The 14899-nt window shown below is 43.4% G+C and carries 18 protein-coding genes; 11 read left to right on the top strand and 7 right to left on the bottom strand.

Annotated features, from left to right (window positions below; all coding sequences use genetic code 11):
* Nucleotides 1-40: 40 nt before the first annotated feature.
* Together QE382_RS11545 and QE382_RS11540 are read right to left on the bottom strand one after the other, a co-directional pair.
* Nucleotides 41-1186 carry a FecR family protein gene (locus tag QE382_RS11545; RefSeq protein WP_307186023.1) on the bottom strand — a complete coding sequence of 382 codons (1146 nt, stop codon included), beginning with the start codon at nt 1184-1186 and terminating at the stop codon, nt 41-43.
* A gap of 214 nt (nt 1187-1400) precedes the next feature.
* The gene (locus QE382_RS11540; protein WP_307186022.1) at nt 1401-1988 is read right to left on the bottom strand and encodes an RNA polymerase sigma factor; all 588 of its coding nucleotides are present in this window, start codon (nt 1986-1988) and stop codon (nt 1401-1403) included.
* A gap of 226 nt (nt 1989-2214) precedes the next feature.
* Between QE382_RS11540 and QE382_RS11535 the strand changes: the two genes are divergently transcribed.
* Nucleotides 2215-3627, top strand: a complete 1413-nt coding sequence (locus QE382_RS11535) for a DHA2 family efflux MFS transporter permease subunit (RefSeq protein ID WP_307186021.1) — start codon at nt 2215-2217, stop codon at nt 3625-3627.
* Nucleotides 3628-3745: 118 nt separating this feature from the next.
* Complete coding sequence (locus tag QE382_RS11530) at nt 3746-4300, top strand: GNAT family N-acetyltransferase (protein ID WP_307186020.1); 555 nt, start codon at nt 3746-3748, stop codon at nt 4298-4300.
* A 46-nt stretch (nt 4301-4346) separates the two neighbouring features.
* Here QE382_RS11530 and QE382_RS11525 read toward each other — a convergent pair whose 3' ends face one another.
* Nucleotides 4347-4790 carry a carboxymuconolactone decarboxylase family protein gene (locus tag QE382_RS11525; RefSeq protein WP_307186019.1) on the bottom strand — a complete coding sequence of 148 codons (444 nt, stop codon included), beginning with the start codon at nt 4788-4790 and terminating at the stop codon, nt 4347-4349.
* A 66-nt stretch (nt 4791-4856) separates the two neighbouring features.
* Nucleotides 4857-5432 carry a Crp/Fnr family transcriptional regulator gene (locus tag QE382_RS11520; protein WP_293887950.1) on the bottom strand — a complete coding sequence of 192 codons (576 nt, stop codon included), beginning with the start codon at nt 5430-5432 and terminating at the stop codon, nt 4857-4859.
* A gap of 160 nt (nt 5433-5592) precedes the next feature.
* Here QE382_RS11520 and QE382_RS11515 point away from each other — a divergent pair, with 160 nt between their 5' ends.
* From QE382_RS11515 to QE382_RS11490, 6 genes are all read left to right on the top strand, one after another.
* Nucleotides 5593-5991: a DUF1398 domain-containing protein gene (locus QE382_RS11515; protein WP_307186018.1), complete on the top strand. Its 399-nt coding sequence runs from the start codon at nt 5593-5595 to the stop codon at nt 5989-5991.
* Nucleotides 5992-6150: 159 nt separating this feature from the next.
* Nucleotides 6151-6483, top strand: coding sequence for an ArsR/SmtB family transcription factor (locus tag QE382_RS11510; protein WP_293953878.1), 333 nt, complete (start codon nt 6151-6153; stop codon nt 6481-6483).
* 67 nt (nt 6484-6550) lie between these two features.
* Entirely contained in the window at nt 6551-7024 is a 474-nt protein-coding gene (locus tag QE382_RS11505) for a DUF6428 family protein (protein WP_293887947.1), read from the top strand.
* A 196-nt stretch (nt 7025-7220) separates the two neighbouring features.
* A complete protein-coding gene (locus QE382_RS11500) occupies nt 7221-7655 on the top strand; it encodes a protein-tyrosine-phosphatase (protein WP_307186017.1) in 435 nt (144 codons plus the stop codon).
* Between the two features lie 78 nt (nt 7656-7733).
* Complete coding sequence (locus QE382_RS11495; protein ID WP_370877876.1) at nt 7734-7931, top strand: hypothetical protein; 198 nt, start codon at nt 7734-7736, stop codon at nt 7929-7931.
* Between the two features lie 105 nt (nt 7932-8036).
* Nucleotides 8037-8972: a 1-phosphofructokinase family hexose kinase gene (locus tag QE382_RS11490; protein ID WP_307186016.1), complete on the top strand. Its 936-nt coding sequence runs from the start codon at nt 8037-8039 to the stop codon at nt 8970-8972.
* A gap of 358 nt (nt 8973-9330) precedes the next feature.
* On the opposite strand, the gene QE382_RS11485 is transcribed toward QE382_RS11490, so the two are convergent.
* Complete coding sequence (locus QE382_RS11485; RefSeq protein ID WP_307186015.1) at nt 9331-10362, bottom strand: hypothetical protein; 1032 nt, start codon at nt 10360-10362, stop codon at nt 9331-9333.
* Nucleotides 10363-10668: 306 nt separating this feature from the next.
* Here QE382_RS11485 and QE382_RS11480 point away from each other — a divergent pair, with 306 nt between their 5' ends.
* From QE382_RS11480 to QE382_RS11470, 3 genes are all read left to right on the top strand, one after another.
* On the top strand, nt 10669-11667 hold the full coding sequence (locus tag QE382_RS11480; RefSeq protein ID WP_307186014.1) for a helix-turn-helix domain-containing protein: 999 nt from the start codon (nt 10669-10671) through the stop codon (nt 11665-11667).
* Nucleotides 11668-11878: 211 nt separating this feature from the next.
* Nucleotides 11879-12433, top strand: coding sequence for a MauE/DoxX family redox-associated membrane protein (locus tag QE382_RS11475; RefSeq protein ID WP_307186013.1), 555 nt, complete (start codon nt 11879-11881; stop codon nt 12431-12433).
* A gap of 161 nt (nt 12434-12594) precedes the next feature.
* Entirely contained in the window at nt 12595-12882 is a 288-nt protein-coding gene (locus QE382_RS11470; protein ID WP_307186012.1) for a hypothetical protein, read from the top strand.
* On the opposite strand, the gene QE382_RS11465 is transcribed toward QE382_RS11470, so the two are convergent.
* Entirely contained in the window at nt 12869-13495 is a 627-nt protein-coding gene (locus QE382_RS11465; RefSeq protein ID WP_307186011.1) for a TlpA family protein disulfide reductase, read from the bottom strand. The genes QE382_RS11470 and QE382_RS11465 overlap by 14 nt on opposite strands.
* 3 nt (nt 13496-13498) lie before the next feature.
* A complete protein-coding gene (locus tag QE382_RS11460; RefSeq protein WP_307186010.1) occupies nt 13499-14896 on the bottom strand; it encodes a RagB/SusD family nutrient uptake outer membrane protein in 1398 nt (465 codons plus the stop codon).
* Nucleotides 14897-14899: the final 3 nt, after the last annotated feature.

Below are 14899 nucleotides of genomic sequence, written 5' to 3'. Positions count from 1 at the left end.
AACTATTCTTTATAAGAACCGATTTTAGAAGTATAGTCCTTTATTTCATCATACGCACACTCCTTCCCTTTACATTAAACTTTAAACCTGTGATTTTTTCCAATGCATGCAATACGGTTGACAGATTGCTATCCCGGGAAATGGACGCATGTATTCTAATATTTTCGGGGATATCTTTATAATCAATTTCCAGATCGTACCATCGCTCAATCTGTCGCAGCGCGACTGGCAAGGGCGTTGACCTGAACCTGAAAGTCCCTTCTTTCCAGGCCGTGTAAAGATCGGTATCCACATTTTCCACCGCTACCGATGTACCGTCGTTGCTCGCTTGTTGCTGCGGGGTCAATATGTGCAGTTTACGATCCGATTTATCGTTGATTTGAACACGCCCAGTTACTAAGGTCGTAATGGTCCTATTTTCATTTGCATAGGCATTGATGTTAAAAGATGTGCCCAGCACCTTCACTTTCTGTATAGCCGTATTGACGATAAAGGGCTGTTTGCTGTTGTGGGCAACTTCAAAATAAGCTTCACCTTTGAGTTCGACGACGCGTTCCTTTCCACCACTGAAGGATGTAGGGTACCGCAAGGACGACTGCGCGTTTAGCCATACACGCGTACCATCGTCCAATGTCAGCGTATAGTTCCCGCCGCTAGGCGTCAATAACGTTACCAATTTGCTGGAAGTGACCTTGGCGAGCGTATCCCCATTTTTATAGCGTATACCGCTCTTATCGGAAATGACCTCGTGGTTTTTTCCATTCAAATCGTAAACGGTGCCATCCGAAACAATAAGTTTTGCCTGCTGCCGATTCGACTGCAGGTCCTGCAGTTCGATTACCTGTGTTCTGTCGGCTTTTAGCCGGCCGATCATGTAAAAAGAAAAAGAGCCCAAAATCAATACACTGGCGGCGATACTCAATTTCAACTTGAAGGAACGCGTCAGCCGCTTTGGAGCCCGGTCATCATTCAGCCGTTTTTCTATGCTTTCCCAAGAGTCCTCGCGTTGTTTTTCCAAATTGCGATAAACTGCTGCATCATCCGCAAAAGATTGGGCTTGGAAATATTCCTTTAGAAGGATATCAATTTCTGCATCATTTTCATCTAACTGACAATAGTGGCAGAGGGTCTTTAGTTCCTCTGCACTGATTGTATTATTAAGATATTTCAGAAATAGGTTTCTCATTTGTGGTGTTCTTGTTATTTTCGAAGCCCTATTCCAGGGCTCTTATACAATGAATACACGCCACAAAAGAAAAATAGCACTCCGAAGTGAAAATATTTTAAAAAAATTAAAACAAAATTTAAAAATGCAGCTTTTTAGCGCTGAAAACGGATGAAAGAGCTGCATATTATGGACAGTCTACCGTTATTATCAACAAAAACGGCCGTACAACACATCAAAAGCTATCAAAAAAGGAAATTAATAGCATGATTGATAAACGATCTGTCTTTAGAATTTCTTTAAGCAGTTTATTGGCCTGCTGGATGTGATGGTTAATGGCCGAATCACTGATGCTTAACAATTTGCTTATTTCGCGGTAGCTCAAGCCTTCAATCTTGTGCAGGCAGTACACCTCGCGCTGCCTCGGCGTTAACCTATCGAGGGCGATGTTTAAAATGGTCTTTGCATTGGATGCATCGTCCAAATCCTCAAAAGGCGAATAGCTGTCGTTTTTGGCAAACTCGCTGCGCATAAGCTGATCGTAGATGCTCTTGCGAAACACATTTTTCGCCAAATTAGCAGCCATTTTATACAATAAGCCTCCAAAGTTACCGCTTGGGTCTATGGTTTCACGGATTTCCCATATTTTTACAAAAATATCCTGAAGCACATCCTGCGCTAACTCCTCGGATTTGAGCAGGTAAACAAGCTTTAAGGTTAAACGGCGGTGGTATAAATCGTAAAGTTCTTTAAATGCTTTCCTATCGCCACGCCGTAATTTCTGTAATAGATCCTCCTCACCAGTGATCGATATTGTTTTCAAGTCTACAGATAGATTAGTAATAGTAAAGTGACATAAATTTAAACTTTTTTCAATAAATATCAAAAATCATTATAAAAATCTAAAATCCAAATTCCTTCCAACTGATTGCTGCGAGAAAGTAACCCCATTGCTATCGGATAAAAATAGCCTTTACATGACTTTTGTTTGATGCGATACGCTTACTTTTGTGGCAAATATTTCCCGTTCGGGATTGAAGAAGAGCAAAATGAAGAAAGAATCACGCATCATATCGCTCATTGTCGGGGGAACGCTGCTTATGGAGATGCTCGACACCACAGCGATATCCACGGCCTTACCCAAAATGGCTCATGATTTTGAGACAAATGTAGTGCACCTCAGCGCGGGTATTACGTCTTATACCGTTATGTTGGCTGTATTTATTCCGATCAGTGGCTGGATTGCGGACCGCTATGGCGCAAAAAAAGTGTTCAATATGGCGATTATAGGGTTTATCCTGTCGTCGATCGCCTGTGGGCTCAGTACCAGCTTAACAGCCTTTGTCCTGGCACGCATCTGCCAAGGTACTGCCGGCGCACTGATGGTGCCTGTGGGGCGTCTCATCGTACTGAAGCACACCCAAAAGAAAGATCTGGTTGAAGCGATCGGTTATATTGCCTGGGCCGGACTATTAGGCCCTATTATTGGTCCTGTACTGGGCGGATTTTTCACCTCCTATTTTACCTGGCATTGGATTTTCTTTATCAATGTACCCGTCGGCGTATTTGCGCTGTGGGCAGTGCATCAATTTATCCCGGCGATGGATTCAGAAAGTAGCCGTCCGCTTGATATCGTCGGCTTTTTTATCAGCGGTATCGGTCTAGCCGGCATTATGCTGGGGACCGAAATGATCGGTGCTGCCACCGGCAATTATACAAAACCGCTTGTGACCATTGTTGCAAGTTTTGCGCTTATGGCCGTCGCCGTATGGCACTCCAGACACATCAAATATCCGCTGATCGATTACAGTATCCTTAAAGTAAAGACCTTCCGGATTACGGTGTATTCGGGTTCGATCACGCGGATGGTGATCAATGTGGCGCCCTTTATATTGCCCCTGATGTTGCAGCTTGGTTTTGGACTGAGCCCATTTCATGCCGGTCTGCTCTACATGGCCAACATGCTGGGCAGTATGAGCATGAAGCCTGTAGCCATGTGGATCACACGGAAATATGATTTCCGAAAAGTCTTAATCGGCAATGGTATTATCCTGACGCTCGTCACTGCCGGGCTCTCGCTGCTATCCATACAGACACCGATTTGGCTGGTGGCCATCGTATTCTTTTTTTCCGGACTGACACGCTCGCTTCAATTTACGAGTCTCAACACGTTGGCTTACGCTGACGTACCGAATGAAAAGATGAGCAATGCCAATACCCTGTACAATACGGCGCAGCAAATGGCGCTCGGTATGGGTATCGCACTGGGCGCAGTGACGCTGCACCTGGCAAGCAGTTACTACCAGGATACGGTTTATCAGATGCGCGATTTTAGTTTGGCGCTGCAGTTAATAGCCGTTTTATCGATGCTATCGTTAATCGAGTATTTCAAAATTAGTCCGAGTGACGGCAGCAATTTAAGGGGCTTGCCTTCAAAAAAAGAAGCGCAGAAGGCCGCTTAGTTATTTTAAAATTTAAATTAACAGCTGGATTTAATACTGTTTTTATTATCATTGCAGTTGAATCAGCTATTGTCTAAAGTATTAGAGCATAGCACAACATTATAATAAAAAACTAGCCATGTTAACACTGAATTTCTCCCCATTTCCTGCGCTACACACCGAAAGGCTAACCCTCAGGCGGGCAGATGCAACGGATATACCGCAGCTCTACCGCTTGCGTTCTGACGAACAGATCATGAAGTACATTCCGCGCCCTGTGGCAACTGCGCCAGACGAGATCGCCGAGTTTCTGCGCCTGACGGATGAGAAAATAGCCAGCAATGAAATGATCAATTGGAAGATCAGCATCAATGGTGACTCTACCCTGATTGGCACAATAGGCTTCTATCACATTAAGCCTGAGCATTATCGCGCAGAGATTGGCTATATGCTGCTTCCGGAGTTTCAGGGGAAGGGCTATGTCACTGAAGCAATTGCGGCGGTAGTCAACTACGGCTTTGAAGCGATGGGACTTCATTCCATCGAAGCGTTAGTCGATCCGGAGAACATAGCTTCCTGCGCCGTACTCGAAAAATGCGGTTTTGTAAGAGAAGCTTATTTCAAAGAGAACGAATTTTATAAGGGAAAATTTATTGACACCGTGGTGTATTCAAAATTAAATAAAGGGAGCTAAAGCAATGCTTCTCGATTATTGCTACAGCTCCCTGTTTTTCTGATCTTTAATCCTCTATTTGTAGATGCGTACTCACGGCAATACGGTTCCAGGCATTGATGGTTACGATGAGCATAATGATCTGAGCGATCTGGTTCTCAGTAAAAAACTGCACCGCCTTGCTGTAGGTTTCTTCAGTTAATCCCTGTTGGTGTATAAGGGTTATTTCCTCTGTCATTGCCAGTATGGCCTGCTCCTCTTCGGTAAAAAATTTGGTCGCCTCCCGCCAGGCACTCAATATAAAGATACGCTCTGGTCTTTCACCGTTTTTAATGGCATCCTTGGTGTGCATGTTGATACAATATGCACAGTTGTTGATCTGCGATGCACGGATTTTGACGAGCTCTTTAAGCGTTTTTGAAATGTAAATTTTGGAAAGATAACCTTCCAATCCCAACATGGCTTTATAGCCCTGTGGTTCTGACGTACTGATGTTGATTCGTTTTTCCATGTTTCTTATTTTTTGTTTTGCTTCTACAAAATTGGGAAATGAAAAGCCGGAAAAACTTAAACGGGTTTAAGAAAGATTTTTTTTGCGTATTTCGCTGAGATATTCGGGAGTAAAGCCCAGATAGGATGCCACAAGATATTGCGGTACGCGCTGGAGAAAGGCCGGCTGGTCTTTGAGAAAATGAAGGTATAGCTCTTCCCTAGAGTATTCATAAAGGAACTTGATACGCATCTGCGCTGCGGCATACGCTTTTTGGTACACCATGCGAAAATACTTTTCCAGGGCCGGATGCTTCTCGAGCAGTTCATCATAGGCTTGCTGGCGAATGACCAGAAGCTGCGTTGGATGTACGGCCTGGATGTAAAACTCTGTGGCTGTCTGATTGATATAAGAGAAGGTCTCTGTCATCCACCAGTTCTCGATCGCAAATTCAGTGGTCTGCTGCACCCCCTTTTCGTTAATGAAAAATTTTCGCAGAATTCCGTCCAGCACAAAATAATTGGCTTTGCAGATCTGTCCTTCGGTCAGTATGTTTTCTTTCTTCTTTAAGCGTTGCAGCTCAACATATTGGGTGATATCGACAAATTCATCATCGGAAATTTTTATAAATTTATCCAGGTGTTTTTTAAACTGTTCAAGCATTATTTTAAGTCTGTTTTCCTTATCTTTAGTTCGATCAAGTTACTAAAAAATAACATAACCTCAACAACACCGTTTTGGCGATTTGATGCTTTCGTTTCATTACTTCACAACTGAATGGGAGGATATTTCACAGGTCTTTAACGCACACAATTAAGAAAACATGTTTACAATAGAACAACTAAATGCTGCTCATAGCAAGGTAAAATCAGGCGCGGACTTCCCGGCCTATATCCGGGACATCAAAAAATTGGGTGTTACCGCTTACGACGTTTTTGTTGCGGATGGCCATTCCGATTATTATGGGGATAATCATTTCAAAACCAGCTCAGCAGCTAGCCATGAGCCATTAATACTTGGTCTTACTGTCGATGCGCAACAGTTTAAGAAAGCGCTAAAAGAGCATCAACAGGGCAAAACAGATTACGCCACTTTTATAGCGATGTGTGCGACATGCGGTATCGAAAAATGGACGGTCTTTCTCGACAAGATGACCTGCACGTATTACGATGCGGCCGGAAATGAAATTCTGGTAGAAGAGATACCACAAGAAAAAAAATGAGCCAGTACTTTTGGGTTGAGATACCTTGCGGACCTATTTTTTGAATATTTTGGCGAAATAATGGCAAAACCGAGCGAACCGAATTAAGTGACATTTTTTATATCAGTTTGTATTTCACCTATTAATATCGTAATATTGCAATATTAAATAAGCTTCACTATGGGACTTACGAAGACAGAGATTTTTACGGACGAGCAGAATAAAGTGGCTTCAGCGTTCAAAGTATTGGGCCATCCTGCAAGAATTGCCATACTTCAGTACATTATAGATAAGAAAGCTTGTATCTGCAATGATCTTGTGGATGAACTGGGACTTGCCCAGGCAACCATTTCGCAGCATCTAAAGGAACTCAAAGCTACAGGTATTATTCAGGGCACTATTGAAGGAAAGTCTGTTTGCTATTGTATTGACGAAGCGGTATGGAAGTCGGTGCAGCGCAATTTCAATACGTTTTTCAACCAGGAAGTAAAAGTAAATAGCTGCTGTCCGTAGCGCTTTTTTTTAATTAATAATATCGTAATATTGCAATATATAATTATACTAATTTAAATTCAATACCATGAGACTATCCGAAATCAAAGAAATCCTACCAACATTGGAAACTATTGAATTCCAATTGGATAACGGAACATTGGTTCCCGAGCACTTCCACGTAACCGAAGTGGGCCAGATCACAAAAAATTTTATTGACTGTGGCGGTGTTGTCCGTCAGGAGAAAACGGTAAACTTTCAGCTTTGGAATGCCGACGATTATGATCACCGCCTGAAACCAGCCAAGCTGCTCCATATTATTAACCTTTCGGAAGAAAAGTTGGGAATGGAAGATGCGGAGATCGAAGTAGAATATCAGCTTGATACCATCGGTAAATATGGACTTGATTTCAATGGGAAGACTTTTGTTTTAAAAAGCCGCACAACTGCCTGTCTTGCTGAGGATGCCTGCGGTATTCCCGTTGAAAAACAAAAAAAGAAGCTTATTGAGCTATCGGTCAATCAATCATCCTGCTGCACTCCGGGTTCGGGATGCTGTTAAACCATAAACTATCGTGATGTACCCTAGATTATCCGATACGATCGCACAGTTGAAATGGGACCAGTTCGCTGGTGAAGAGCGCAAAGCCGCCTCACAGCTCCTGATAGATTTTATCCAGCAGAAGGTCACTGCCGGGCAGCCCGTAAACCTGAACTTTATCTGTACCCACAACTCGCGCCGGAGTCATTTAGCGCAGGTGTGGGCGCAAACTGCCGCCACTTATTTCAAGATACCCTATGTCTGCTGCTACTCCGGTGGTACAGAAGAAACGGCGCTTTTCCCACAGGTTGCAGAAACGTTGACAGCCCAGGGCTTTCAGATCTTTACGATTGCGGAGGGCGATAATCCGGTATATGCTATAAAGCACAGCGACAATGCGGTGCCCATGATCGGATTTTCAAAAAAGTATGACAGTCCGTTCAACCCATCAACTGAATTTGCGGCAATTATGACCTGCTCCCAGGCTGACGGTGGCTGTCCTTTTATTGCCGGTGCAGACAAGCGCATACCTCTTCCTTTTGAAGATCCCAAGGTATCAGACGGAACGCCGCAGCAGACTCAGGTTTACGAACAGCGGAGTCTTCAGATCGCAACAGCGATGTTCTATGTTTTCCATACCATTAGACTCTAAGCCCATGCATTCGAAACTTAAATTTCTTGACCGGCACGTAGGTATGGGCTGATTGCTTTGCTTTTCACCATTGTCGTCATGTTCAGCCTTAAAGGGGAAATGATCCTCCAGCTTCCTTTCGACGTACTGCGCATTGCTGTTCCATTGGTGATTTACTTTGCGTTGATGTTTGTTGTTAGCTTTATCGCTGGCAAGAAAGTTGGCGCAGATTATTCGCAGAGTACGGCAATGAAGATCCGGCTTACGTCAGCTGCTCGTTTTAAGTTCGGTGGATAAGGCCGCACACTATCAACAATAATCAGTAGCTTTATTTAAATTATCGGCTAGTGCATTTCGACAATGAACTATTTTATCTCTGAATCGCAATTATAACGTAAAAAAATGGCAAAATCTATTTTAACAATCACCCTGAATCCATCCGTAGACAAGAGTAGCAGCGTACAGCATATCGTTCCCGAAAAGAAATTGCGCTGTGAACAGCCGATATACCAACCAGGTGGCGGCGGTATTAACGTATCGCGCGCCTTGAAGAGACTTGGTTTGGCTTCTACTGCCCTTTTTACCTCCGGTGGAAAGACTGGCGGTCTACTCGAAAGCTTATTGAAGCTGGAAGATATTGCCGTCGATCCTATCCGGGTGAATGGCGAAACCCGCGAAAATTTTATTGTGGTTGAACGTTCAACCAATCAGCAATATCGATTCGGCTTTCCAGGAGAACACGTTGAATCCAAAGAGCTGGAGGGGATCATGGCCTCGATTGCGGAACTGAAGTATATTCCGGATTTTGTCGTGATCAGCGGTAGTATGCCGGCTGGTGTACCGCCTGAGTTTATACGGTCACTGATCCATACGTACAAAACCAAGGGCAGTAAAATAATTGTTGACACCTCTGGCGAATCACTTCGCGTCGCATTGGAGGAAGGTTTGTTTTTGATCAAACCAAATGCCGGGGAGCTTGCTGCGCTTGTGGGGAAAGAGGAATTGGGGCATGCTGATCTGGACATGGCAGCCCAGCAGCTCATATCGGAGGGTAAAGCAACGCTTATCGTAGTCTCGCTAGGTGCACAGGGCGCTATCTTGTATTCCGAAACAGAACGAATTCAGCTATCTTCCCCAGTGGTAAAAGTACGCAGTACTGTGGGCGCTGGTGACAGTATGGTCGCCGGCATGGTGTCTGTGTTGGCCCAACAAGGCGATCTCAAACAGGTCCTTCAAATGGGCATCGCTTGCGGCTCGGCGACTACGATGGCAGAGGGAACCGGACTGTTTGCCAAGAAAGATGTGGATAGGTTGTTTTCGGAAATTAAAAAAAGATAAAAAACTTTAAATCAACAACAAAAAGCAAATCACCTAAAGACTTACAGCTGACCGAAGAGGATCAGAAATCTAACCGATTACAGACCGAATTTGTCTCAACGTTAAGTTTTCTAGCACAAAAAAATTGATAGCATTGCAAAGCCAACACGCAATCAATTCCCTATCAACTCCCAGCTTTCATCGGGATTTCATCGGGACGGCATCGGGCGCTGCTCGAATTTATTCCGAGGAAAAGCCGAGCCCAATACGAGCAAGATTGTTGTACAAGGCAGGAGTTGGTTGGGAGAAAGTGCCAATAAGGTTGGGCAATGGCTGGCTGCCGCGCTTGGTCTATCTCAGTTTACAATTCCGGGATACATCAGTTTAGCGGTATAAGGCGATCCCAGTGCTCATGCCGCAGTGTATGTAGGTTATCGATAAAATCCTTTAGTTTTTTTTCTTTACGCATCCATTCCGTGACGAGCAGTAGGCTCATGATTTCCAGTTCCGACATCTTTGTATGCAGATAATCGAACACCTCTTTTCTAAACTCGAGATGCGTTGCATACGGATCTACAGGATAACGTACGAGCATCATATTCACCCGGCACGTTTTACTGATACGGAAATACCATTTGTCGAGCCCCAGCCGTTCCAGCTCCTGCACAAAATGACTGCCGTCCACACGGCTGCCGTCGATCAGAATGATCTCCTTTTTTCTTTTCTGCGAAAAATAGAAGGGTACATCAAACATCCGTACCGCATCTTTTTGCAAGTTTTCGATATTGAAGGGGCTGCTATTATAGAGCACGTCAAAGAGAAAACCGGGTACGATATACGCATCCGATACCGTCGGCAGCTGTGCGCGTCCTGCGCTTTCAGGTCTATTTTCAACGGTAGGTTGCTTTGCCATAATCTCCTTCTCAAATAAGACCAATACGTTTTCTGACGTTAGCCACCACAGCCTGCCTTGACGGAAAACGACGATTACATTTGCGACCAACCCCGTACTCACCCAGGGCAAATAATACAAGCAATACATGCTAAACAGCTTATCCTGACCGTCGATGCGATCAAACAACACATACATGCAACCCAGGTGGATGGATATAGTCCCCGCGGCGGTATATAAGATCGCCCTGATGCGCTTAGTGTAGGGTAAGCTCTCGGTCTTAATCTTGCCGTTATCGAGCAGGTTCAGATCGGGATATTGCTTCTGCCAATAGGTCCAAAAAACTTTCAGGAGCGCCTGTGTGAGCAGCACTGGCAAGAGGATGGATAGGGTAAATTGGAATACATAGGTCCAAGACATGGGCGGCCAAAAAGGCTTTAGCCCGATTTCGTTCGTTCCGATCAAATTAAAAAGCACGGCAATAAGCAGGCTCAGCGCAATTAGTTTTAATCCCTTCATAAGCTCATTCAAATTCCCTTAATTGGTTTAGGTTGTTATTATGTTATTATTTAATCACCCAATTTACTAAACAAAATTTACTAAAAACTGATTTACGGCTTTTAAAAGGAAAATTATCCTCCAAAATAGCGGAGGTTAGGACACTACACTTGCATCCGTGACCAAATAAACGCCATATTTATACTAAATAGTAATCAGATAAATAAAAATTTAAAACAGTAGGAAAGCAATTGGACCTTATCGAAAAATCACTCCCCATGATCATCCCGCAATCCTGGCCGGGGGAAACTTATACGCCTAAAGCGAATGAAAAAAGCATTACATCTCCATCTTGAATCTGTCTTTGGCGCGTCCTGCCCACTTGCTGAATCGACTATTCAGCCACAAATAGCACTATCCAATGGAAAGATCAGTCACTACCGACACCCCTCTGGCCAAGCTTGCCTGCAGGAGTTTGATGGGCTGCTCGGCTACATCAACCTGCTGGATGTTGCGGTATCAAGCGATATCGTCATCCCGGTAAGGGTAAAGCGCTCCGATATGCATATCATCTATGTTTTGAGTGACGACTCTGCAATTCAGATCAAGGATATCGGCCAGCAGACCAATTACAGCATCGCTTGCAATCGCGGTCGTTATTTCTACTTAACCAGAGGCGATTATGAAATATACATTCCCGCAGGCAGCTGTACGCTTGTCAACTTTTATTTCCGCGGCAGTATTTTCCGGGATGGCAACGAGCGCCCCTTCCAGTTCTTGCATCACCTGGTCGATGCCTATCGAAATGGAGACAAGCGATCCTGCTGCAGCATTGATTTTCGGGTGGGCCCCCGAACCATTTCATTGATGAAGTCCATTGCGGCAAAAATCAAAAAAGGCGATCTGGATAGCGAGGTCAATATCCTCTGGGCCATCAAGAAACTGATCCAGCTATCGAAGGAAAAGATTTTTGAAGAATACGAGAAGATATCGCAATCGCAAGCACAGTCCAAAGCGGCCTATTCAGCCATCAAACAGGCTGTGGCAGCGCATGGACAGGATTTTAAACTGGAAGATATTGCCGACCGGTTTGGAATCAGTAAGGACTACCTGCATCAACTTATACATAGCTATTACGGACAGAGTCCCCAGGAGCTGAAAATAGCGTTTATGCTACGCCTTGCCAAGAAGTATATAGCGGATGGCATGCATACCGACGAAATTGCCTACGAGCTCGGCTACACATCGCCCAGCAGCTTTGTCCGCTTTTTTAAAAATCAAACGGGCATGACGCCAACGGCATATTTTAAGCGCATTAACCCATGATTGGACACGCCCCTATTATACATTTTATAGCTATTGGCATCCATTATCCAGATTCTGTATATACGAGAGTCCAGATTCTGTATATCCCACCTAATTTTTACTGGCGAACTTTGGTATAAGATGGTTGACGGGATGGTAGTGGATAAGCATATAACAAAACCGCCTATGTAGAGTAGAAATAAGTATATACAGAAAGTAAATCATTAATACAATGGATAAAGTTAATAATCATATTGAGCAAACAGCTCCGGCACCAAACCGGGGAAGAGGGCACTGGGTAGCATTGGCACTTTTAAAAGCAAAATTTTTTGAACTGATCTATTTCGGTAAAAATCATCCCCGCGCGTTTGTGGTACAATCCTTTACTTACTTGCTCTTAATCCTGTGGATTGTTGTCGGCTCAAGAAAGATATTTGACTATACTGCGTTTCGACAAGCTATGCTAGATCAGCCGTTCGAAGATAATTATGGAGTTGTATTGTCGTACCTCTTACCCCTAATTCAGCTTAGTACAGCTGTACTCTTTATTTTCGAAAAAACACGGCGGTATGGATTCTTGTTAACGATCTTGCTTATGATCGCTTTCTCCTGGTATATCACGCTTGTGTTAAAAAGAACGTGGGGATTTATTCCATGCTATTGTACGCTGGAGTTCCCTACCGATTGGAAAGGACATCTCTGGATTAATGGAATTATCGCTGTATTTGCTATTGCCGGATTGCTATTAGATAGTATAAGGAAACGAGCTAATACCCGGGTAACCTGAAAGATATTAGTGCTAATCGCTACAGCGGAAACTGAGCCCTAGGCTGGCCTGGTGGAAGGGCGCGTCTGCCAAAAGACATGTAAAGGATTGGCTTACCTTTCGCTCCATTAGGATTTAAAACAGAGCCAACTATTAAATTATTATCATTCATAAACGATGTTATGAAACAATTCAAATTTAATGCAAAAGCCACAGTAGCTGTGGCCATTGCAGTCGCATCATTCTTTGGGTTCAATAGCTTCAAAAAAGCGGATACCCATCTTTACAAATTAGTAGGCAATGAATACCGTATGGTAGACGAAACTAGCGGTGAGTGTCAGCCTACGACACCGAACACCTGTCTCTGGAGAATTGAGAGTGACCAATTGACAATTCCTCAAAATCAGGCTCCCTCACCGCAGCCTGTCAGTCAAGGAGAATTTAACGGTGATTTTGCTACCGCACCTTAGCTTTTTTTGAATGGGATAGTAAATATTCGTTGATAAGCGCTTTAAATCTCAGCGATCCGGCGGATTCTATCCCATTCTTTTCAGGCAACGGCCTAGGGGGATTTCTTGCTATGATTTCCCCCTCTTTGCCGATTATGATCCACCGAGGTACTCCTTTCATGCTATAGTAACTTGTGATCGGATGATAAAAACCTTCTGGAGCTGTGCTTAAAGAAATTGATAAGGAGTCGGTATAGTAAATAGTTCGATTTTTTTGAACATCACCATTATCTAAACAATTTTTCCATACATCGGCATCATCATCCAGATTGATGTCAATGAAAACGACGTCTTTATTGGATTCATAGTATTTTCTTATTTTGGCTAACGGTTCTGACAAAGCCAAACATGGTGCACACCGATTTACCCAAAAATCAATTACCACTACCTTACCTTTAAAATCTGCCATGCGTATAAGTTTTCCATCTCTGTCCTTCAACTCAAAGGGATAAGCCATCGAACTATCAGGCTTTGGAGCAATAAATCTTATATTTGCAGTTACATTTTGACATGTAAACGATTTCAAAAAAATCACTATGCCTAGCATAAATAATCTGCGTTTGTTTGTTTTCATATGCTATCTTTTGTTTTGTATTAATCCACTGAATTGAATTTCCTGTATTGGTAATAAAAAGGCATATTTTAAACTTTTAGGCGGTAGTATATATTCCTTTTCGCCCAATATTCTTTTAAAACTTATATCCCTTCCCTCTACATTTAATCGACGGACATCCGACCAGCGCATCCCCCGAAAAAGAAGTTCTTTACCTCGCTCATCCAACACCTGTTGAATAGCATCGTTACTATTATTAAAATTGAGCTGTGGTAAGTTTTCTGCGGCGAAACGATTTTTGTAGAGATTGTCCAACAATATTTTTGTCCCATCAAGATCCCCAGCTCTTGCTTTACATTCGGCGAGTATCAGCAAAACCTCGTCGGTAGCCGCACCATTAAAACAATTTGTTCCATTCAGCCCTGTGGTATACAGATTCTTTCTATTTGCTTTTCCATCTTGGGTAAAGGTGAAATATGCTTTTAACCGCAGGTCTTTGGGGTGATAGAGCGCAATTAAGGTCGAATCCACAAAACTGTTGGGCGCAAATCTTCCAACAGCAGTTGAGAGGTACCCTTGCTGGGTGCACATCACTAAAATCTCCGCGTTATTCCTATCGAAAATTGCATCTCCGTCTAAGGTAAGTTTATTATAATCCAATAGGACATTGTATGTCGTGTACGAATTCTCACTATACTGCAGAGCCTTTTCATAATTTCCCATAACCAAATAAATCCTAGCCAGCATAGCCTCTGCAGCAGCAGTACAAGGTCTATTCCTAAAAACAGATGGAGTTTTGTTTTGCAAGAGTTTGGCAGACTGCTCCATATCCTGCACGATACTACTATAGGTGGCCTCAAGTGTTGCTCTCTTCTCCAACTGATCGATATTAGGCGAGTAGCGCAACGGAATTCCCATTTCATTTGCAGCAGTCTTCTCATCATATGGCAGACAAAAGGTTTCGGCAAGCGCGAAATTCCACATTGCCCTGAAAAATAATGCCGTACCTTTGATATCATTATATTCATCCCTATTCGCGGCAGTAACCTCGATGTTATTCAATACATCGAGGACAACATTGCATACATAGATAGCGTAGTAACTATTGTTCCATTCGCCGATCTGCGGATTACCTTCGTAGATATCATCCTCCCAGATATAGGCATTTCGCTCCTGTACGAATACTGTCGACTCCCATGTGGCCTTATTATAGTAATATTCATCAGAAGCTAATTGGCCCAAAGACGGAAACCAATAGTTTAAGCCCTGCCCCAGCTGACCATCGTTATCCAAAAGTCGTCGGCAATCGTTTAAAGTCTTTGGATTTACTATACTCGCATCTGGTTTCTCTTCCAAAAAAGACTTTGCACAGCCCATGCAGAGTAAAAAGGGCAATACATATATATAAAATTGTTTTTTCATGTT

The organism is Sphingobacterium zeae, assembly GCF_030818895.1.
GTDB lineage: Bacteria > Bacteroidota > Bacteroidia > Sphingobacteriales > Sphingobacteriaceae > Sphingobacterium > Sphingobacterium zeae.
The sequence above is the reverse complement of the archived record's forward strand: the minus strand, read 5'-3'. Positions and strand labels throughout refer to the sequence as shown.